Genomic DNA, 16,489 nt, shown 5'->3' on the forward strand with positions numbered 1-16,489 from the left:
GGGGGCGGCGGAGGGGCATATAAGGCCCGAGACGAGTTCCGCATGAGCCGAAGAGCCCAGTGGGCTCTTCGCGCGAGCCAGAACTGTCCGAGTATCGGGCCTTATATGCCCATCCGCCGCCCGCAATTATCCTCGCAGCCTACGAATGACCTTCGCGATGGGGAGACCGACCACGTTGTAGAAGTCACCGTCGATCTTCTCGACGAGCATGCGGCCATGTTGGCCTTGGATGCCATAGGCGCCCGCCTTGTCCATCGGCTCACCGGTTTCGACGTAAGCGTCGATTTCGGCGTCGGTCAGCTCGTAGAAAGTGACGTCCGTGATGTCGACGAAGGAATTGACGGAATCTCCCCGCGCGATGCAGACGCCCGTGGCGACCTGGTGGGTCTTGCCTGACAGGCTATGCAGCATACGGCGCGCATCGGCCTTGCCAGCGGGCTTTCCAAGGAGCTCGCCGTCCAAAGCGACGATGGTGTCGGCGGCGATCACAGGCTCGTCGAGTTCGGCGTGCTGCCGCGCAACGGCCTGCGCTTTGGCGCGAGCAAGGCGCTCAACGAGCTCAAACGGCCCCTCACCGGGGAGGACGGACTCGTCGATGTCGGCGGGGATCACGCGGATCTCGAAGCCCGCCTCGCCCATGAGCTCGATGCGTCGAGGAGATTGGGATGCGAGGATCACAGCTGGATGCCGTCCTTAACCTTGTCGACGGCGACCTTGCCGGCGATGTCGTTCAAAATGGCGAGTGCGAAGGGAAGCGCCTGCCCCATGCCGGAGGCGGTGATGATGTTGCCATCGACGATCACGGTACGCTCTCCAGCATGGCAGCCCTCGGGGAAGTTGCTGTCAAAACCTGGGAAGCACGTGGCGCGATGCCCCTCCAAAACGCCCAGTTCGGCCAAGATGAATGGGGCGGCGCAAATGGCGGCGACGTGTTTGGTGGCGGCGAACTCGCGCACGAGCTCGCAGACGCGCTCATTGGCGCGCAGGTTCGTGGCTCCGGGGAGTCCTCCGGGGAGCACGATGTAGTCGTAGTCCGAGAAGTCGATCTCGTCGAGCATGGCGTCGCAGGTCACGGGAATCTGCTGGGAGGTGACCACATCGCGCGAGTCCATGATTGAGACGAGCGCGGTGCGAACGCCACCCCTTCTCAACACGTCGACGACGGTTAGGCATTCGATGGTCTCGAAACCATCTGCGGCGAGTACGGCAACTCCGGCCATGGCAGGTCCTCTCGATTGGGTGCAGCGATGCCGGACTTATACCCGATTCGCCCGCGCCCATATCAATGACGCACATGGTGCAATTGGGGACGTGTCTATGCGCGGGTGAGCCTTACGACGGTCTCGCAATGGAAGGTCTGCGGGAACAGGTCGACAGGTGTTGCCCAGACCGGGCGGAAGGTGCCCTCCTCGACAAAGCGGCGCAAGTCCCTGGCGAGGGTGGCGGGGTCGCATGACACGTAAGCGACGTCGCGGGCGCTCGTGGATGCGATGAGGTCGATCGCCTCGGGCGCAAGGCCGGCTCGCGGCGGGTCGACAACGAGTACGTCGGCGTCCTCGTCGGGGAACTCGCGCACGGCGTCGCCGCCGATCACATCGACGTTGGTGAGGTTGGCGATGTCGAGGTTGCGGCGCAGGTCGCGCACGGCGGGTCCATAAGACTCGACGGCGCTCACGAAATCGCAGCGGCGGGCGAGCGGCAGGGTGAAGGTGCCGGCGCCGCAGTACAGGTCGATACCGAGCTCGTTGGGCTGTGGGTCCAGCGCCTCCATGACCAGGTCGATGAGGATCTCGGCCGCCTTGGTGTTTACCTGGAAGAACGAGGGCGCGGACAGGCGCATGTTCTCCTCGCCGATCTTCTCGGTCCAGGAACCTTCGCCGGCGAGAGCCTCGACGCCGGCCACGCGGCGGGCGCGCTTTTCTCCCTTGGACATGACGCGTACCACACTTGTGGCGCGCACGGCATCACCCAACACGCGTGAGACCTGGGCGCGCGGGAACGCTCCGGTGGGGGTCCACAGGGCGACTTCTAGCGCGCCGGTGCGACGGCTTGAGCGGATGCCGACGCGTTCAAGTTCGAGGTCACGAGAATTGCCGAGGAAGCCGAGGGCTCCCGTGACGGCTTTGATCGCCTTGGCGTGTTTCTTGCTGAAGAGGGGGCAGGTGTCAACTTTGATGATCTGGTTCGGATCACGTCCATGAAGGCCAAGGCGGAACTTACCGTTTTCGCGGATGGGGGCGAGCTCGATCTTATTGCGGTATCCCCAGGGCTCTTTGGCATGGCGAATGGGGCGCATGAGAGCGGAGACCTCATCTGCAGAGAATTTACCGATGCGCATGAGGGCACTGCGGAGGTTTTCCTCCTTGGCTTCGAGTTGTGCGTCATATGCCAGGCCGCCCCACGGGCACCCCCCGCAGATGCCGGCAAAGGGACAGGGAGAGTGCTCGCGCATAGGGGAGGGCTCGATGACTTCTTCGACGGTGGCGCGGGAGAACGAAGGACCGTTCTCCGTGATGCGGGCTTCAACCGTATCCCCGATGAGGCCACCAGACACGAAGACCGCCTTCCCCTCATCCGTGTGGGCGAGTCCGTTCGGTCCGTAGGTCATGGTTTCGATGCTGAGCCTCATAGCGCCTCCTGTGGAGCGTTTTCGAATGAGCCAAGTATTGCAGTTCGGGGGGCATATCCGCGCCATGGCGCACAAAATTGGCCGCATATACGCGGCCTGTACACAATCCTCCACCAACAACTTTTCTAAGTCAAGACTGGTATCGCAATCGACATGCCGTATGATGAAGGTGTTCCGCCCCCCGCGGAGCAACTGGGTGAACCGTCGCGTTTATTTAGGGAGCCCACACAGTCGGCATAGTACAGGTATCCTTCGTTGTTAAGGAAGCTGGAACCGCACGATGAGGGCACCCACCTTGCAGAGGTGGGTTCATTTTCGTGAAGTGGGGGGCGGTCTTTTTGTGTCGCTACGTGAGAGAGCCTATGTGAGGGAACGTGGGTTTGAAACAACAGAGGTTCTTTCAAACCCACGTTCCCTCACATTTTTAGGCCTGGTAATGTGATTTATCATGGGTTTGAAACGATCACCCTGATTTCAAATCGACGTTTCCTCACAATATCCCGGCCATCTTATCGACCTCTTCGGCCACCGCGCTTGCGGCACCACGTTCGGGTTGCCGATGCTGTAGAAAATAAACTCAGTTTTTGCGTTGACATCGCGCGTGCGGTTGCTAGAATGTTCACTTGTCCTGGGGACGTAGCTCAGCTGGGAGAGCGCCTCGGTCGCATCGAGGAGGTCGAGGGTTCGATCCCCTTCGTCTCCACCACAGGATAACTAGGCGAACACCTTACATCGCGAAGGTGTTCGCTTTTTTCTTTTTCGGTCGCCAAAGACGGTGAGAATCCGTTCCCATGTTTGTCGAAGGCGTAGTAGACGTAGATCTTCCCTTCCGCACGGTCGACCTCCACGCAGTTCACAAATGTGCCGAGGGCGATATCCTCGGTCATCTCCTCCGCGGCATGATCGAGCCAATCCAAGATTGCCTCCATGGTCAGCGGTTGGGCTTCGTTCTGCTTTTCTTCTCTCAGCCTGAGCTCAAGCTCTGCTTTGCGTCTCTTCAGCTGCTCTATGCGGTCTTTCCCTCCCGGGGGAGCGAAGCCCTCCTCAATGGCATCCCAGATGCGGGAGAACGAATCGTCTATGCGCTTTATTTCCTTCTTGATCCGGGTGGTCTCGTTTTCGGTTTTCGCCTCGAGTTCACCGCTCGCCCTCATGGCGCTTGCGATCCGCTCGCGCGCACTCTTCTCTCCGACGGCCTTGAGCGTCATGTCGTAGACCAAATCCTCGATCAGCTCTTTTCTGATTGAGCGATGACATTTCGGGCAGCGGTAGTACCGGTACGTCTTTCCGGTCTTTGAAGTTCCACTTGTGCCGCGCATGACCGCGCCGCACGTGGTGCACGTGATGCGACCGCTTAGGGGGTAACTTTTCCCGTCGCCCACGTTTTTGCGCGGCCTGTTCTCGTTGTCGAGGATGGTGTCTATCAGCTCTTGCTCTGAGGCGCTCCAGATTGCCGGCATCCCGTCGATTTGCTCGTGGCCCGCAAACTTGTACACGCCTGCGTTTTGAGGGCGCTTGAGGAGCTTTCTGACGCGCGAGGGGTTGAACGGCGCTCCGCGTCCTCCGGTCTCTCCGGGGAACGAGCGGGAGATCTCCGAGATCGTGTTCCCAGCGATGAGCATGTTTTTCATCTTGCGCAGGATTCCCGCTTGATGCTCGTTTATTACGAAGTGATCGTCGACAACGTCCCAGCCATACAGCCTTTGCCCGCTTGCCAGGCATCGCTCGGCGTTCTTGTTGATCCCATCCTTGATGCGCTCGCTGTCCACCGCGCTTTCCCATTCGGCAAGCACCTCGAGCATGCCGAGCTGCAGTACGCCGCTGGATCCAGACGAGATGTCCTCGCCGGCATACAGGATCTCGACCCCGCACCTGCGGAGGATGATACGAGCGTAGGCCATCTCATCACGATTGCGCATGATGCGCGTCACTTTGTAAATGACAACGAAATCGAACTTGCCGAGCGCGGCATCCGTCATCATGCGCTGGAATTGCTCACGATCGGTGTTGCGTCCCGTCTGCGCGTAGTCGCAGTACTCCTCTACGACCTGCAAGCCCTCACGTTCACAAAAGGCTCGGGAGTTGTCCACCTGGATTTCGATACTCTCGCTGCGCTGGTTGTGCGACGAGAAGCGCGCATAGATCGCCGCGCGATTCTTTTGCATGGTAAAATTCCCTTCGTGTGAGGGCTATAGCTCTTGCGCTACGCAATTGCCCTGCGCCTGTCCGCCAAGATCTTGCGCAGGGCAATCCTTTATCTATTCAACAATCTTATATTCGGCTGCTTTGTAGATCGTGACAGCATCGCCGTCCTTGGCCACGACCTCGACCTTGTGAGTGCCGGGCTTCAACGCATCGCTCTCGAGATCGATGGTCATCTGGACGTCGCCGGCGTTCATGCGTGTATTTTCCATGCCGTCGACGTACACCGTGGCAACGCTGCCATCGCCCTCGAAGTAGTTGACGCCGATCTGCATAATGATGACATCATCGGCCACAATCTCGGGTACGTTGCCGTCCTCTGAGGTTCCACCGCCGGTCGATAGGTACATGATCCCGGCGCCGGTGTCGCTCATACCACTGCCGTCGAAATCAAGATCGGCCTTGACTTGCTCCTCTGCGGGCTTGTCGCTGGCGTTGTCGACTGCTGGCGAGGAGCCGCATCCGACCAAGCCGAGCGTCATGGCAAGAGCCCCCACCGCAATGATGTTCTTTTTCATTCCGTCTCCTTTCGAAATGCCTATTCGCGCTTCTGCGCGTGTTTAGACAGCCAGACGTTTTTCGGTGGCAGGTATACGACCTTCGGGTACCTTTTTCGATAGCTCGCGCTGACCGCGAGCCGTTCCAAGGATGACCGATCTTCCTTCGGCGGTGCTGGCCTCGTAGCAGTCGTTGAGTTCGGCTTGATAGGGGTCTGCGTACGCCGGTTGCTCCGCCGGCGGCGAGAAGCCCCTCCCTCCGAGCTCGTCGAGCGTGCAATGAAGAGCGTCGGCAATTTGCCAGGCAAGTTCAAATGAAAGGCCAATGCGTCCCTGCTCGTAATCGGTGTATGTATTAGGGTTCAAGCCCATAAAAGTTGCAAATGCTTTAGCTGATTTAAAGCCAGCTTTCTTTCTGTTTGATTGGAGGCTTGCGCCGATGGATTTGCGGTCAGGCACCTCAATCATTTCGATCTCCCTTCTGTTGTCTAAATATATTAGGGCCAAACCACAAAAAACTCAATCAGATTTACAATTCAATATTGACATTAGGGGTTTGGACCCTATAGTTGAAACCACTTAGGGGTGGCACCACAAACTTATTGGTGGTGCCACCAATAAGTTACGGAAGCCCATTGAAAAAGCCAATGGGCTCATCGGTCGCTCAAGAAGAAAGGAGAACGGTTTGAAATTCGACCAAGAGGTGCTGGCGGGCAACATCCGCGGCCTGCGACACAAGGCCCGAATGAGCCAGCAGGAGGTCGCCGATGCGCTCGGCGTGGATGCAAACACCGTGTCCAACTACGAATCTGGGCGCACGGTCCCAAGTTTCGAGAAGGCTTGGATGATTGCATCCCTGTTCGGGGTGTCACTGGACGCCCTGGGCGGCCGCAATGCGGTGGTGGAGTAGATGGGCGGGTTCGCCGAGTCGCTTCTGGCCGACCGCGCCGTGCGTGGGGAGGCTGGTTAGGGTGCCGGATCGCACTGACTTAGACGCGAGGCAGGCGAAGTTCTGCTCGGAGCTCGCCGTCTTGGCCCTGGCCCGCATGAGAAACAAGAAGCGCCCGCCCAAAGCTGCAACTTCGGACGGGCAATGTCAAAAGGCAGACACCAAATGACAAAGAAGATTCTAACCCAAAAGTACAGTTGTCGAGAAATCATCGGCGGCGCCATTTTCGCCCTGACACTCAGCGGCATCCTGCCCGCTCTCGCATGCAACGCCATCATCGGCGCCTGCGAGACGTGGGGTTACTGGCTGATCCTGCCGATCTTCGGCATCCCGGCGGCGGTCGCGTGGCGGGTGATTACCCGATGAACACGCACGATTACGACCAGTCGGTCGCGGCGGTCATGGCGGCAGAGCGCAAACAGCGCCACTACCCGCTGCGCGCCCAGGACCACAAGGACCTCTTCGAGGAGTTCGCGCGGCTCAACCCCGGCGCCATGCGCGAGATTGAGCTGACCGCGCTCTCGATCGACTCGCGCGGCATGCGCGTGTCCACCAAGTACCTCATCGAGCGCCAGCGCTACGAGGGACACGTGCGCATCAACCCGGTCCCCTACGAGGACACCGACGGCACCGCGCGCGTCTATTCCATCAACAACAACATCACGCCGCTTTTGGCCCGTTGGCTGCTCGAGCGGCACCCGGACATGCGCATCGAGACGCGCAGGTCTTTCCTGGACGAGGAGGAGTCATGAGGGAGATGGAGGAGGTGCGCGAGCATCTGCTCGCGGTCGTGCGTGCCGCGCACGGGAGGATCGCGAAACTGGGGTGCGAGGGCAGCGAGGTGGCATACACCACGCTCGTCGGGGATCTCATCGCCTGGTCGCTCAACTACGCCGTCGACGTCATGGACGGGTGTCAGATCGGCTCCGAGCCGGAGGACCTGGATGACGTCATCGACTGGATCGCCCAGGGCGCCCTTGTCGACACGCTCGGGCGTGATCGAGATGGCCGTTAAGTCCGAGCAGGACCTCCGCGAGATCGCCGAGTGCGCCGCCGGCCCCATGGCGTTCTTCCCGCACGACTCGGGTGCGGCGGACGACGGTGCGTGCCGCAAGCTCCTGCGCCGGCACGGGTTCGAGGGATACGGGCGCTACTGGCGCATCTGCGAGCTGTTCGCGGGGACCAAGGGGCATGAGCTGCCGGTCTCCGAGGAGGACGACCTCATGAACCTCGCGGAGGAATTGAGATTCATCGCGGGGCCGTTCAGCGAACTGCAGGCGCTCGAGAACTGCAAGGAGTTCATCGAAGACCTTGTGAGCCTCGGCTTGCTGAGGGTGACGGAGGACGGCGGGGTGGCGAGCGGGCGGATGGACCGCAACGCGAGCTACTTCGGGGCGAAGAGGTGGGGCGGCAGGAAGGGCGGCTCCAGGAGGAAGAGAAAGGGTGATGAACATGCAGAGCTCAAGCAAGAGGAAAGCAGAGCTTAAGCAGAGCTTCAACTTTGCTCAAGCTAATAAACAAAACAATACAAGACAAAACAATAAGGGAGGGATTTGGATTCTTAAATCCAAATCCAAATCCCTCCCTCTTGTTGAGGATTCATCCATCAAGAGGATTTTTCTTTCTTGCGCCGCTTCTTTCTTTTGCCGCTGCTTCGGTTCTCAACAGGTTTTCAACGGGTTTTCCACATGCGGGGCGATGTGACATGGGCGAGATCAAGGTACGGCCCTGCAAGGGGTGCGGGAAGCCGACGACGAACTTCACGAAGTTCAGCAAGCGAACGGCGGAACTCCTCGGGAAGCGCGGCGTGGCCTATTGCGACGAGTGCAGGGCCGAGCTCCGACGCGAGCGCGAATGGGCGAACGAGCAGTACCAGGCGACCGCGGCGATCTGCCCCTGGTGCCTCCATCCAGACACGGACTCCTGGGAGATCGAGGACGGGGCAACTGAGCACGAGTGCCCTCGCTGCGGAAGGGCCTACGAGCTGGAGGTCGAGCGCGTGTACACAACCAGGCGCCGCATCGATGACATGCCGGACGGCTACGAGCCCGATGGCGGGCCGTGGATCGGGAGAAAGGTTTAGGAGGAATGGAAATGACCAAGAAATTTGACGCTCGCAACGCCGAGAAGAGCCGGGCCGTTTGCGAGGCAATGGCGGAGCGGGCCGACACGGGCAAGCGCTTCCTGACGGAGAGGGAGCGCCAGATCCTCGACATGTGGCCGCGTTTCGAGGACGGCGACTACGTGTGGTTCGGGGACATAGCGAAGCTCCCCACCCACGGAGCCATCTCCGTCGAGGCCATCGAGTTCACCGCCGGCAAGGTCCACGTCAAGGACGCCGAGGACGGCGACTGGAACACTTCGATGCGTGCCACCCGTCCGCTCAAGCGCCCCGCCCAAAGCGCGAAGGCGCTCGTCGGAGTGGTGGTGGACGAATGACGAACCATGAGCGTTACTTCGGCACCCCCGCGATGACGGCGAACATGGAGGTCCGGTTCCGCAGCTACCCCATCCGCGTGACGGTGTGGGTCACGGAACCGATGTCGACTGTCACCACGCATAGCCGGCTCATCAAGGAGTTCACCGGCGTCCAAGACTACCGCGCGTGGCTCGAATCGGAATACGACGACGGGGCCGTCATCTTCGAGGAGGACGAATGACTGAGGTGCGACACAGCTGCGAAAAAGGTGCGAAAGAGGTGCGACACGTGTCGCGACGGGAAAACGACGCTGTCGCATTTCCGAGCCGCCACGCGTGCGACGGCATCGTGAAGGAGGTATGAGATGCCTGACCTTAAACCCTGCCCGTTCTGCGGGCACTCCCGGAACCTCTCCATCGAGGACGCCGGGGGCATCGATCGCTATGTCAACGGCGAGCCGGACGGCTCGATCCCGACGTGGCATGTGTACTGCGGGCGGTGCGGCGCCACGGGGCCGGAAGTCCTGCTGAAGCGCGACTACGCAGTCTCCGAGTGGAATCGGAGGGACGGTGAGCGCGATGACGAGGAATGACCAGCGGCGATGCATCGCGGAGTCGCTCCGAGCGCTGGATGTCTTCGATATCGCCGATGGCGAGTTCTACGACCGCGGCGAGGTCGAGGACGTCCTCGGCCTCGTGACGGATGACGGCGCATGGTACGAGGCCGCCGGCGTGCGGCGCCTTGCCGACCTGATCTCACTGGATGTGGCGGAGCTGACCGTAAGGGACAACCTCGCCCTCATCGAGCGCAACAGGCAATTGGAATGCGAGTTGGCGCGTCTCAAGTCCCAGATCGGAGGGGCGCACGCCGCGTTTTGCGACTTCGTCTGCGAGTGCGTGGAGGGACCAGATCTGCACACGAACGCGTACGTGGATGGTGTGGTGGCGGCATCTCGCGTCATCGCGGAGATCATCGACAAGGCAGTCGAGCTGTGAGAAGGGAGAAGCGATGACGGGTGATGAGGCGCGGGCCTCGGTTTGGGACGAGGCCAGCTCGATCGTCGAGCGCGCGACCGCGGGCATGCCGGACGTGTGCTCGGACATCTCGGCGGCCGTGGTCGAGATGGTTGAGGTGCAGCTCGGGAACGTCTACAAGCTCGGGTACCTCCAGGGGTTCGCCGAGGGGCCCGGTTGGTCGGGGGTGTCCCCGATGCCCGGCGACAGGGTGCTCGCCGCCATCCGCCTGCGGGAGATACCGGAGGGCGAGATCTCGTGGCCGACGCTCGGGTGCGCGGTCTTCGGTGACGAGGGGCTTCACGAGCGGCGCGAGGTCATCGCGGAGCTCGCCTCGCTCATCGACCCGGGGCCCGGCATCTGCATCGGCGCGTGCCCGGAGTGCGGGTGCCCGTACGACGAGGGTTGGAGCTACTGCTGCCAGTGCGGGGAGAGGCTCCCCGAGGAAGAGGTGAAATGATGGAGGCCAGCAAGTGCAGGGTCGCGCTCAGGGACATCGTGCCGAGCGAGACGAACCCGCGCGGCGACTTCGGCGACATCGCCGCGCTCGCCGAGACGATCCGCGCGACGGGCGGCGAGCCTGTGAACCCGCCCGTGCTCGTGCGCGACGGCAACATCTGCCGCATCGTGGACGGAGAGCGCCGTTACCGCGCGCTGTGCGAGATCTACGGGGAGGGGTCCGAACGCGAGGTCGACGCGATCGTATACGACAGTTTCGACGAGGCAAACGAACTCGTGGCCATGCTCGCCACGGACGACAAGAAGCCGCTGACGGAGGCGGAGGTGTCCCGCGGCGTTCAGCAGATGCTCGTCCTGGGCGTGGACACCGAGCGCGCCGCCAGGGCGTCCCGCGCCCCGCGCGGCAAGGTGACCGCCATGAGGATGATGGCGGGCCGAGCGCCGGAGGGCGTGCAGGTGACGCTCGACCAGGCGCTCGCCGCGAGCGAGCTGTCCGACGAGGACGCCGAGGCCGTGCTCGCAGCCGGCGACTCATGGCGCTGGGAGGTCAGCAAGATCAAGTCCCGCATCGCCGAGGAGGAGAGGGCGGAGAAGCGCCTCGGGGCGCTCGCCAAGGCGGGTGTGGAGGTCGTCTCCGAGAAGCCGGAGGGACTCGTGGTCATCCGCACGGTCTACCCGTACGGCACGACGCCCGCGGCGCTCGGCAAAGAGGCACGCGATCTCGGCCCCGAGTGCGTGGCGATGGTCGACCCGGACGGCACGGTGCGGTTCTTCGGCCCCGAGGGCGCCGGCGCCAAGGAGCTCACGCAGGAGGAGCTGGACAGGGAGCGCTCGAAGGGCGACTCGACCGACCTCTACGACCGTATCGCTGCGTGGGTCCTCAGCGGCGAGATGGAAGTCACCAACGAGATTAACGATGGGGTCAGGGATGGTCGCGAGTTCACTTTGCGTTATGGAGACGCAAAGACGGACGAGGTATACAGCGCGCTCTCGGACTTGGCTTACGACAGGGCCAGAAAGCTGCGGCAGGTTAGCCGATTCGAATGCGAGTCGTACCTGCTGAGGACGGCCAGGGTCAACATCTATGACGTCCTCATCTTCAAGGCAAGGTACGAGCGGGACGAGCGTCAGGCCGCCGTGCGCGCCGCAGGTTTGCTGGACGCCTTGAATCTCGCCGTCGACGCCGGGTTCGAGACCGACGAGCGCGACGAGTGGCTGCTCGGGAAGTGCGCCGAGATGGCCGGGAAGCTCGAGGGCGCCGATGCGTGACGGGGGCGGATGGCCGCCGCTGGTGGACGCGCTCATCTCGGCGGCCATCCTCGTCGGCATCGCGGCCCTCGCGATCGACATGATGCGCGACCTCGCCCTCGGCCTTCTGCTGATCCTCGCCGCCTCATGCGCGGCATGACGTAAGGAGACATGAATGAACGGAAATCGAAACGTCCTCGGGATGCTCGCCGCCATCGTCGCGGTTGCCATGGCCCTGTCGGCCGCGGTGGCGGTCGGGACGGCGCTCGGCCCCGCATGGGGCTGGGGCGCCCTGTCGGCGATGTGCCTCGTGGCGCTCTCCCTCATCGTCGGCGCCGCGAGCGGTGATTGACGGTGAACGTCACCGTCAGGCTCGACCGGGACGGGGTGTGGTACGCGCGGCCCTACATGGGCCTCGCCGCCGACGGGAGCAAGGTCAAGCCGTACCGCCGCTTCCCGGACGCCCGCTCGCGCGAGGAGGCGCAGGCGATGGCCGACACGTGGGCGTCCATGCTCACCGCGGACGGCAAGGTCCACAGCACGGTCATCTCCGACCTGCTCGCCGAGTACATCGACATGCGCGAGAAGATGGGCGCCAGTCCGAACACGGTGAAGACCTACCGGCTCTTCACCCGCCGCTACGTCGGCACCTACCTCAAGGGCGCAGTCGCCGGGGAGCTCACGGCCGTCGACCTCACGCGATTCGAGATGCGCCTGCTCGCGCCGGAGTCGGATGGCGGGGCCGACCTGGGGAGGAACACGGTGATCGGCGTCCACCACTTCCTGCGCGGCGCCTTCAACCACTGGGTCTCCTCTGGCGTGCTCGAGTCCAACCCCATGACCTCGGTGCGGCACCCGTCGCCGGAGCGCCACGAGGCGGCCGTCGTGGACGAATGGGACCTCCCTCGGCTGGACTTCGCGCTCGCGGCGCAGTTCACCGGGGAGGTGGAGACGCTCGAGGACTACGTCCGCGCGGTCAACGCCTTCGCCGCCTGGCTGTCCCTGCGCACCGGCATGCGCGTCGGCGAGGTCTGCGCCGAGCGGCGCCGCGACGTCTCCAGGAAGCGGATGCACCTCCACGTCGGTGGCACGGTGATCGAGGCGACCGGCCGCAAGCCCTACCGCCGCGACGTCCCCAAGGGCAGGAGGTCCCGAAACATCTCGGTGACCCACGCCGACATGCGCGCCGTAGAGGGCTTCATCGAGATGCAGGGGCGCTTCGTCGCGGGGCTCACGGCGGACTCGCCGATCGTGACCATCGACGGCTCGTGGATGCGGCCGACCACGGTCTCCACGAGGTTCACGGAGCTGCGCCGCACGCTCGGCCTGCCGGACGGGGTGACCTTCCACGGGCTGCGCCACACGCACGCGACCATGTGCCTGGACGCCGGGGTCGACATCAAGACGCTGTCCGAGCGCATGGGGCACGCCGACGAGGCGACCACGCTCAAGCTCTACGCGCACGTCCTCAAGGGCCGCGACCAGGCGGCAGCGGAGGCGTTCGAGAGGTCCATGAGGGGAGTGACAGAAAAGTGACAGAAGCGTTTTTCGCGGCGCCCGCGCCGATTGCCGGAACCGGCAGGTCGGAGCGCGTGAATGGGCCGCGATGCAAGGGCCTCGGAAATATAAGAAGTAATTATATGGAACAGACGGAAAAGGGGGTCCCGATTGGCCAACGATGAGGTGAAGGTCGGCATGGCCGAGACGAAGGCCAAGCAGCTCGACCGGTACAGGAAATCGCTGCCGGACAACGGCGACTGCGGCGGCCTGTACGAGATCGAGGTCCCGCATCAGACCGTATGGCTCTTCCACCGGGACGTGGCCATGCGGGCCCTCGAGGTGTTGAAGATGATCGGCCTTCGCGGCCGTTTCAAGGGAAAGGTACTGAAATGACCGAACAGAAGAACCGCAACCCCATCCCTCCGCTCACCGACGACGAGCGCCGCGCCGCACTGGCGAAGGCGTCTCGCATTCGCGCCGAGCGGATGCAGCTCAAGCGCGACCTCAAGCAGGGGCTCGTGACCGCGCGCCAGGCGTTCGAGCTGTCCGACAAGGGCATGGACGCCGCATCCGGCATGAGGGTCGAGCAGCTCATCATGGCGCTGCCCGACCACGGCAAGGCCAAGGCTGCGGCGATCATGCGCAAGCTGGACATCAGCCCGAGCCGCCGCCTGCGCGGCATCGGCGTCCGCCAGCGCCTCGCGTTGCTCGAATGCGTCGAGGGGGCCGACCGATGAGCCTGAATAAGGTGACGGCGTCCGGCAACCTCGGCGCCGACTCGGTCCTCCGCGTGAGCAAGTCCGGCACGCCCGTGCTCACGTTCTCGGTCGCGGTGGCCGAGCGCGTGCAGCGGGCGGACGGCGACTGGGGCGATTACACGAACTGGGTCGATTGCGTGATGTTCGGCAAACGCGCCGAGGCTCTCGAGCCGTGGCTCAAGAAGGGCGCCAAGGTGGCGCTGATCGGGCGGCTGCACACGGGCACCTACGAGGCCGACGGCCGCAAGTGCAAGAAGTGGGAGGTGCGCGTGGACGACATCGAGCTGATGCAGTACCGCCGCGAGAAGCAGCGGGCGGCACAAGATGCGCCCGCCTCTCCCATGGACGTTTACGACGAGGACATCCCGTTTTAGAAAGGTGACCAGATGATTTTCGACAAGTGGTTCAAGACCGGGCAGGAGCACGATTGGGCGGACGCCGTCCGATCCAACCCGCGAGACGTCCGCGGCAACGTCCTGGCGCTCGACGACGTGGTGATCTTCAACGACGCGCGGTACCGCATCGTCGCGATGAGCCATCGCGGCAAGGTGGCGATCAGGCACCTCTCCATCACGTCCGGCAAGGGCGCCAAGTGGGTGCCCGCGTCCTCGGTCGTGTTCCTCACGAGCGGGGAGGTGGCCTGATGCTCGGACGCAAGCTCAACGTCACCATCCCGAACGGCTCGCCGGTGCCGCGCTACGCGCACGACGGGGACGCCGGCCTGGACCTGCGCATCACGCGCGACATCAAGCTCCGCCCCATGGAGCGCTGCGTGGTCGGGTGCGGCATGGCGGTCGAGATCCCGAGCGGGTGCGTGGGGCTGCTGTTCCCGCGCTCCGGCCTGTCCGCCAAGCAGGGCGTGACCCTCACCAACGCGGTCGGCGTCATCGACAGCGGGTACCGCGGCGAGATCCACGCGCCGCTCATCAACCTCGGGTACGAGGACGTGGAGCTCGAGGCGGGCACGCGCGTATGCCAGCTCGTCATCATGCCGTTCGTCCCGTGCGAGCTCGTGCCGGTCGAGTCCCTTGGCGAGACCGAGCGCGGCTCCGACGGCTTCGGCTCGACCGGCTGCGAGTAGGCATGACGGCCAAGGAGTACTTCTGCTCGATCAGGGCGGAGGTGGTCAAGATCCAGCAGGCGTCGGAGATGCTCGAGCGCATGAGGGCCAAGGAGTGCGGCCGCGCCCAGAGCTTCGAGCCGCGCGGCAAGGGGGGCGTGTCCTCGCCGGCTGACGCCATCGCGAGCCGCATCGACTTCGAGGGAAGGCTCGAGCGCCGCATCGCGGACGCCAACGCGGAGGTGGACGAGGCGCTCGTGTACCTCTACGGCAGGGACGGGCGCGGCGGCCTGGCGAAGGTCGCGGGGTCAAGGTACGCGGACGCCGTGTGCATGCGCTATCTGCAGGGCGAATCATGGCGAGATATGGCCGACGTGATGCGCTGCTCGGACAAGTGGTGCAAGGAGCTGTGCAGCGCAGCTTTCGTGAAGATTGACGCCATCGGATGGGCTGAATTGAAGAACGCCTGATAAACGCCACTTCCCATCACTTCCCGCGTTATGCTAAAGTTCGGTACGGTGGATTATCACGAGAGGCCGCGCAGGGTTAGCCCGCGTGGCCTCTCTGCGTTCGCGGGGTGGTTCCATGAGAGTCCCGACCGACCGTCCTCTCGATGCGTGGATCAGGGAGCTCATGGACGAGGGCCGCCTGTACGCCTTCTACCAGTCTCCGGAGTGGAGGAGGCTGAGGGCGGACGTGCTCGCCGACCACCACGGCGAGTGCGAGATGTGCGAGGCCGAGGGAAAGTACGGCCGCGCCGTCACCGTCCACCACGAGCACGAGGTGAGGGACGAGCCGTCCCTGGCGCTGACTCGGTACCTACGCCAGGCGGACGGCTCCCTCCGCGAGGTCCTGCACCCGCTGTGCGACCACCACCACAACCTCGTGCACGGCAGGACCTACGATCAGCTGAGGGCGAAGAGAAAGACCCGGAAGGACGCGAGAAGCGACCTGCGCGGCGAGATCTGGTAGCTCATACCCCCCCCACCCCCCATAGGGGTTTTGCGTGAAGGGGGGTTGCAACGTAGGGGAAGAGCCGCCCGTGCGGTTTTTTCTCCTTTTAACGGAAAACGGAATAGGGACGGTGAGAGCCCATGGCCAAGCCGCGAGACCCGACCGCCCTCAAGGTGGCGCGGGGCAAGTCGCACATGACCAAGGACGAGATCGACGACGGCCTGAGCCGCGAGATCTACGCGTCAATTGGCGAGATTTCGATGCCGGACTGGCTCGACGGCGCGGCCGCCGAGGTCTTCGAGCGCGAGGCCGCCTACATGAGGCGCGTCAACGTCGCCGCCGGCGTGGCGATCTACGGCGACACGGACTCCGAGCCGCTCGCCGTCATGGCCTCGAGCTACGCGCGCTACCTGCACTACAAGGGGCGCGAGGAGAAGGCGCGGGAGGGCGCCGAGCGCCAGCGGTACAACTCCATGAAGAACAAGGAGGCCGCGACCTACGAGCGCATCATGCGCCTGCTCAAGCTCGACCCCTCATCCCGCGTGGATTTCGCGGGGTTGAAGGGCGGGCAGGACGATGGCAAGCAAGACTGCTTCGCGAACATCTAGGGCGCGCCGCCACAAGCAGATCCGCTGCCGCGAGATAACCGGGTACATGCGCCTGGTCGAGACCGGGAGGGTGCGCGCCTGCGAGCGGCAGCACAAGCTCGTGGCCTACGTCCGCCGGGTCTTCGCCGAGGAGGAGCTCTTCATCGACGTCGAGCGCCTCGAGAAGTACAAGGGGATGCTCAGGTTCTTCCCG

29 protein-coding genes, 1 tRNA gene and 1 pseudogene are annotated in these 16,489 nt (G+C 63.5%); 25 read left to right on the forward strand and 6 right to left on the reverse strand.

From position 1 onward, the window contains the following. Positions 1-126 precede the first annotated feature (126 nt). From Q5Q88_RS08805 to rlmD, 3 genes are all read right to left on the reverse strand, one after another. Positions 127-678, reverse strand: coding sequence for a nucleoside triphosphate pyrophosphatase (locus Q5Q88_RS08805; RefSeq protein ID WP_294123304.1), 552 nt, complete (start codon positions 676-678; stop codon positions 127-129). Continuing rightward, complete coding sequence (locus Q5Q88_RS08810) at positions 675-1,220, reverse strand: DJ-1 family glyoxalase III (RefSeq protein ID WP_118653289.1); 546 nt, start codon at positions 1,218-1,220, stop codon at positions 675-677. The genes Q5Q88_RS08805 and Q5Q88_RS08810 overlap by 4 nt, the downstream gene beginning before the upstream one ends. Before the next feature lie 95 nt (positions 1,221-1,315). Continuing rightward, the gene (gene rlmD, locus Q5Q88_RS08815; protein WP_302743042.1) at positions 1,316-2,629 is read right to left on the reverse strand and encodes a 23S rRNA (uracil(1939)-C(5))-methyltransferase RlmD; all 1,314 of its coding nucleotides are present in this window, start codon (positions 2,627-2,629) and stop codon (positions 1,316-1,318) included. A 630-nt stretch (positions 2,630-3,259) separates the two neighbouring features. Between rlmD and Q5Q88_RS08820 the strand changes: the two genes are divergently transcribed. Together Q5Q88_RS08820 and Q5Q88_RS08825 are read left to right on the forward strand one after the other, a co-directional pair. Continuing rightward, positions 3,260-3,335: transfer RNA gene (locus tag Q5Q88_RS08820), tRNA-Ala, on the forward strand. 85 nt (positions 3,336-3,420) lie between these two features. Continuing rightward, positions 3,421-3,876 (forward strand): hypothetical protein, encoded by a 456-nt coding sequence (locus Q5Q88_RS08825; protein ID WP_302743044.1) that lies wholly within the window; start codon positions 3,421-3,423, stop codon positions 3,874-3,876. A 21-nt stretch (positions 3,877-3,897) separates the two neighbouring features. Here the strand turns inward: Q5Q88_RS08825 and Q5Q88_RS09285 are convergent. The 3 genes and pseudogenes from Q5Q88_RS09285 to Q5Q88_RS08840 form a co-directional block, all read right to left on the reverse strand. Then, positions 3,898-4,794: pseudogene (locus Q5Q88_RS09285) on the reverse strand (recombinase family protein); the annotation flags it as partial. Between the two features lie 93 nt (positions 4,795-4,887). Beyond that, on the reverse strand, positions 4,888-5,349 hold the full coding sequence (locus tag Q5Q88_RS08835) for a hypothetical protein (protein WP_302743048.1): 462 nt from the start codon (positions 5,347-5,349) through the stop codon (positions 4,888-4,890). Between the two features lie 42 nt (positions 5,350-5,391). Next, positions 5,392-5,796: a helix-turn-helix domain-containing protein gene (locus Q5Q88_RS08840; protein ID WP_302743050.1), complete on the reverse strand. Its 405-nt coding sequence runs from the start codon at positions 5,794-5,796 to the stop codon at positions 5,392-5,394. Between the two features lie 217 nt (positions 5,797-6,013). On the opposite strand from Q5Q88_RS08840, the gene Q5Q88_RS08845 reads away from it, so the two are divergent. The 23 genes from Q5Q88_RS08845 to Q5Q88_RS08955 form a co-directional block, all read left to right on the forward strand. Beyond that, complete coding sequence (locus Q5Q88_RS08845) at positions 6,014-6,238, forward strand: helix-turn-helix domain-containing protein (RefSeq protein WP_302743052.1); 225 nt, start codon at positions 6,014-6,016, stop codon at positions 6,236-6,238. Positions 6,239-6,442: 204 nt separating this feature from the next. Continuing rightward, complete coding sequence (locus tag Q5Q88_RS08850) at positions 6,443-6,643, forward strand: hypothetical protein (RefSeq protein WP_302743054.1); 201 nt, start codon at positions 6,443-6,445, stop codon at positions 6,641-6,643. Continuing rightward, positions 6,640-7,029 (forward strand): hypothetical protein, encoded by a 390-nt coding sequence (locus tag Q5Q88_RS08855; protein WP_302743056.1) that lies wholly within the window; start codon positions 6,640-6,642, stop codon positions 7,027-7,029. The genes Q5Q88_RS08850 and Q5Q88_RS08855 overlap by 4 nt, the downstream gene beginning before the upstream one ends. Further along, entirely contained in the window at positions 7,026-7,292 is a 267-nt protein-coding gene (locus Q5Q88_RS08860) for a hypothetical protein (RefSeq protein WP_302743058.1), read from the forward strand. Before Q5Q88_RS08855 ends, Q5Q88_RS08860 begins: the two co-directional genes overlap by 4 nt. Continuing rightward, a complete protein-coding gene (locus tag Q5Q88_RS08865; RefSeq protein ID WP_302743060.1) occupies positions 7,282-7,764 on the forward strand; it encodes a Lin1244/Lin1753 domain-containing protein in 483 nt (160 codons plus the stop codon). Before Q5Q88_RS08860 ends, Q5Q88_RS08865 begins: the two co-directional genes overlap by 11 nt. A gap of 218 nt (positions 7,765-7,982) precedes the next feature. Further along, positions 7,983-8,360, forward strand: coding sequence for a hypothetical protein (locus Q5Q88_RS08870; protein WP_302743062.1), 378 nt, complete (start codon positions 7,983-7,985; stop codon positions 8,358-8,360). Between the two features lie 11 nt (positions 8,361-8,371). After that, on the forward strand, positions 8,372-8,716 hold the full coding sequence (locus tag Q5Q88_RS08875) for a hypothetical protein (RefSeq protein WP_302743064.1): 345 nt from the start codon (positions 8,372-8,374) through the stop codon (positions 8,714-8,716). Next, positions 8,713-8,937 carry a hypothetical protein gene (locus Q5Q88_RS08880; RefSeq protein ID WP_302743066.1) on the forward strand — a complete coding sequence of 75 codons (225 nt, stop codon included), beginning with the start codon at positions 8,713-8,715 and terminating at the stop codon, positions 8,935-8,937. The genes Q5Q88_RS08875 and Q5Q88_RS08880 overlap by 4 nt, the downstream gene beginning before the upstream one ends. A 123-nt stretch (positions 8,938-9,060) precedes the next feature. Continuing rightward, on the forward strand, positions 9,061-9,288 hold the full coding sequence (locus Q5Q88_RS08885; protein ID WP_302743068.1) for a Lar family restriction alleviation protein: 228 nt from the start codon (positions 9,061-9,063) through the stop codon (positions 9,286-9,288). Continuing rightward, entirely contained in the window at positions 9,275-9,691 is a 417-nt protein-coding gene (locus Q5Q88_RS08890) for a hypothetical protein (protein ID WP_302743070.1), read from the forward strand. The genes Q5Q88_RS08885 and Q5Q88_RS08890 overlap by 14 nt, the downstream gene beginning before the upstream one ends. A 13-nt stretch (positions 9,692-9,704) precedes the next feature. Further along, positions 9,705-10,169, forward strand: a complete 465-nt coding sequence (locus tag Q5Q88_RS08895; RefSeq protein ID WP_302743072.1) for a hypothetical protein — start codon at positions 9,705-9,707, stop codon at positions 10,167-10,169. Then, positions 10,169-11,437: a ParB/RepB/Spo0J family partition protein gene (locus Q5Q88_RS08900; protein WP_302743074.1), complete on the forward strand. Its 1,269-nt coding sequence runs from the start codon at positions 10,169-10,171 to the stop codon at positions 11,435-11,437. The genes Q5Q88_RS08895 and Q5Q88_RS08900 overlap by 1 nt, the downstream gene beginning before the upstream one ends. Positions 11,438-11,591: 154 nt before the next feature. Then, positions 11,592-11,768, forward strand: coding sequence for a hypothetical protein (locus Q5Q88_RS08905; protein WP_302743076.1), 177 nt, complete (start codon positions 11,592-11,594; stop codon positions 11,766-11,768). A 2-nt stretch (positions 11,769-11,770) separates the two neighbouring features. Next, positions 11,771-12,952, forward strand: a complete 1,182-nt coding sequence (locus Q5Q88_RS08910) for a site-specific integrase (RefSeq protein WP_302743078.1) — start codon at positions 11,771-11,773, stop codon at positions 12,950-12,952. A 132-nt stretch (positions 12,953-13,084) separates the two neighbouring features. Beyond that, a complete protein-coding gene (locus tag Q5Q88_RS08915) occupies positions 13,085-13,309 on the forward strand; it encodes a hypothetical protein (RefSeq protein WP_302743080.1) in 225 nt (74 codons plus the stop codon). Then, positions 13,306-13,653 carry an integration host factor, actinobacterial type gene (gene mihF, locus Q5Q88_RS08920; protein WP_302743082.1) on the forward strand — a complete coding sequence of 116 codons (348 nt, stop codon included), beginning with the start codon at positions 13,306-13,308 and terminating at the stop codon, positions 13,651-13,653. Before Q5Q88_RS08915 ends, mihF begins: the two co-directional genes overlap by 4 nt. After that, positions 13,650-14,048: a single-stranded DNA-binding protein gene (locus Q5Q88_RS08925; RefSeq protein WP_302743084.1), complete on the forward strand. Its 399-nt coding sequence runs from the start codon at positions 13,650-13,652 to the stop codon at positions 14,046-14,048. Before mihF ends, Q5Q88_RS08925 begins: the two co-directional genes overlap by 4 nt. Before the next feature lie 12 nt (positions 14,049-14,060). Continuing rightward, positions 14,061-14,318: a hypothetical protein gene (locus tag Q5Q88_RS08930; RefSeq protein WP_302743086.1), complete on the forward strand. Its 258-nt coding sequence runs from the start codon at positions 14,061-14,063 to the stop codon at positions 14,316-14,318. Then, on the forward strand, positions 14,318-14,755 hold the full coding sequence (dut, locus tag Q5Q88_RS08935; protein ID WP_302743088.1) for a dUTP diphosphatase: 438 nt from the start codon (positions 14,318-14,320) through the stop codon (positions 14,753-14,755). The genes Q5Q88_RS08930 and dut overlap by 1 nt, the downstream gene beginning before the upstream one ends. Positions 14,756-14,757: 2 nt before the next feature. Continuing rightward, complete coding sequence (locus Q5Q88_RS08940) at positions 14,758-15,204, forward strand: hypothetical protein (RefSeq protein ID WP_302743090.1); 447 nt, start codon at positions 14,758-14,760, stop codon at positions 15,202-15,204. A 115-nt stretch (positions 15,205-15,319) separates the two neighbouring features. Next, positions 15,320-15,706 (forward strand): HNH endonuclease, encoded by a 387-nt coding sequence (locus Q5Q88_RS08945; RefSeq protein ID WP_302743092.1) that lies wholly within the window; start codon positions 15,320-15,322, stop codon positions 15,704-15,706. 122 nt (positions 15,707-15,828) lie between these two features. Then, positions 15,829-16,296, forward strand: coding sequence for a hypothetical protein (locus Q5Q88_RS08950; protein WP_302743094.1), 468 nt, complete (start codon positions 15,829-15,831; stop codon positions 16,294-16,296). Continuing rightward, a partial coding sequence (locus Q5Q88_RS08955) for a hypothetical protein (RefSeq protein ID WP_302743096.1) occupies positions 16,265-16,489 on the forward strand: 225 nt, incomplete at its 3' end. The genes Q5Q88_RS08950 and Q5Q88_RS08955, both read left to right, overlap by 32 nt.

The organism is uncultured Collinsella sp. (assembly GCF_959026545.1).
In the GTDB taxonomy this organism is placed as follows: Bacteria; Actinomycetota; Coriobacteriia; order Coriobacteriales; family Coriobacteriaceae; genus Collinsella.

Bases quoted from the DNA above. Each gene is read 5' to 3' on its own strand.
- Q5Q88_RS08810 (WP_118653289.1), bottom strand. From the start codon at position 1,220: ATGGCCGGAGTTGCCGTACTCGCCGCAGATGGTTTCGAGACCATCGAA.
- rlmD (WP_302743042.1), bottom strand. From the start codon at position 2,629: ATGAGGCTCAGCATCGAAACCATGACCTACGGACCGAACGGACTCGCC.
- Q5Q88_RS08825 (WP_302743044.1), top strand. From the start codon at position 3,421: ATGTTTGTCGAAGGCGTAGTAGACGTAGATCTTCCCTTCCGCACGGTC.
- Q5Q88_RS08835 (WP_302743048.1), bottom strand. From the start codon at position 5,349: ATGAAAAAGAACATCATTGCGGTGGGGGCTCTTGCCATGACGCTCGGC.
- Q5Q88_RS08840 (WP_302743050.1), bottom strand. From the start codon at position 5,796: ATGATTGAGGTGCCTGACCGCAAATCCATCGGCGCAAGCCTCCAATCA.
- Q5Q88_RS08850 (WP_302743054.1), top strand. From the start codon at position 6,443: ATGACAAAGAAGATTCTAACCCAAAAGTACAGTTGTCGAGAAATCATC.
- Q5Q88_RS08855 (WP_302743056.1), top strand. From the start codon at position 6,640: ATGAACACGCACGATTACGACCAGTCGGTCGCGGCGGTCATGGCGGCA.
- Q5Q88_RS08860 (WP_302743058.1), top strand. From the start codon at position 7,026: ATGAGGGAGATGGAGGAGGTGCGCGAGCATCTGCTCGCGGTCGTGCGT.
- Q5Q88_RS08865 (WP_302743060.1), top strand. From the start codon at position 7,282: ATGGCCGTTAAGTCCGAGCAGGACCTCCGCGAGATCGCCGAGTGCGCC.
- Q5Q88_RS08870 (WP_302743062.1), top strand. From the start codon at position 7,983: ATGGGCGAGATCAAGGTACGGCCCTGCAAGGGGTGCGGGAAGCCGACG.
- Q5Q88_RS08875 (WP_302743064.1), top strand. From the start codon at position 8,372: ATGACCAAGAAATTTGACGCTCGCAACGCCGAGAAGAGCCGGGCCGTT.
- Q5Q88_RS08880 (WP_302743066.1), top strand. From the start codon at position 8,713: ATGACGAACCATGAGCGTTACTTCGGCACCCCCGCGATGACGGCGAAC.
- Q5Q88_RS08885 (WP_302743068.1), top strand. From the start codon at position 9,061: ATGCCTGACCTTAAACCCTGCCCGTTCTGCGGGCACTCCCGGAACCTC.
- Q5Q88_RS08890 (WP_302743070.1), top strand. From the start codon at position 9,275: ATGACGAGGAATGACCAGCGGCGATGCATCGCGGAGTCGCTCCGAGCG.
- Q5Q88_RS08895 (WP_302743072.1), top strand. From the start codon at position 9,705: ATGACGGGTGATGAGGCGCGGGCCTCGGTTTGGGACGAGGCCAGCTCG.
- Q5Q88_RS08900 (WP_302743074.1), top strand. From the start codon at position 10,169: ATGGAGGCCAGCAAGTGCAGGGTCGCGCTCAGGGACATCGTGCCGAGC.
- Q5Q88_RS08905 (WP_302743076.1), top strand. From the start codon at position 11,592: ATGAACGGAAATCGAAACGTCCTCGGGATGCTCGCCGCCATCGTCGCG.
- mihF (WP_302743082.1), top strand. From the start codon at position 13,306: ATGACCGAACAGAAGAACCGCAACCCCATCCCTCCGCTCACCGACGAC.
- Q5Q88_RS08925 (WP_302743084.1), top strand. From the start codon at position 13,650: ATGAGCCTGAATAAGGTGACGGCGTCCGGCAACCTCGGCGCCGACTCG.
- Q5Q88_RS08930 (WP_302743086.1), top strand. From the start codon at position 14,061: ATGATTTTCGACAAGTGGTTCAAGACCGGGCAGGAGCACGATTGGGCG.
- dut (WP_302743088.1), top strand. From the start codon at position 14,318: ATGCTCGGACGCAAGCTCAACGTCACCATCCCGAACGGCTCGCCGGTG.
- Q5Q88_RS08940 (WP_302743090.1), top strand. From the start codon at position 14,758: ATGACGGCCAAGGAGTACTTCTGCTCGATCAGGGCGGAGGTGGTCAAG.
- Q5Q88_RS08945 (WP_302743092.1), top strand. From the start codon at position 15,320: ATGAGAGTCCCGACCGACCGTCCTCTCGATGCGTGGATCAGGGAGCTC.
- Q5Q88_RS08950 (WP_302743094.1), top strand. From the start codon at position 15,829: ATGGCCAAGCCGCGAGACCCGACCGCCCTCAAGGTGGCGCGGGGCAAG.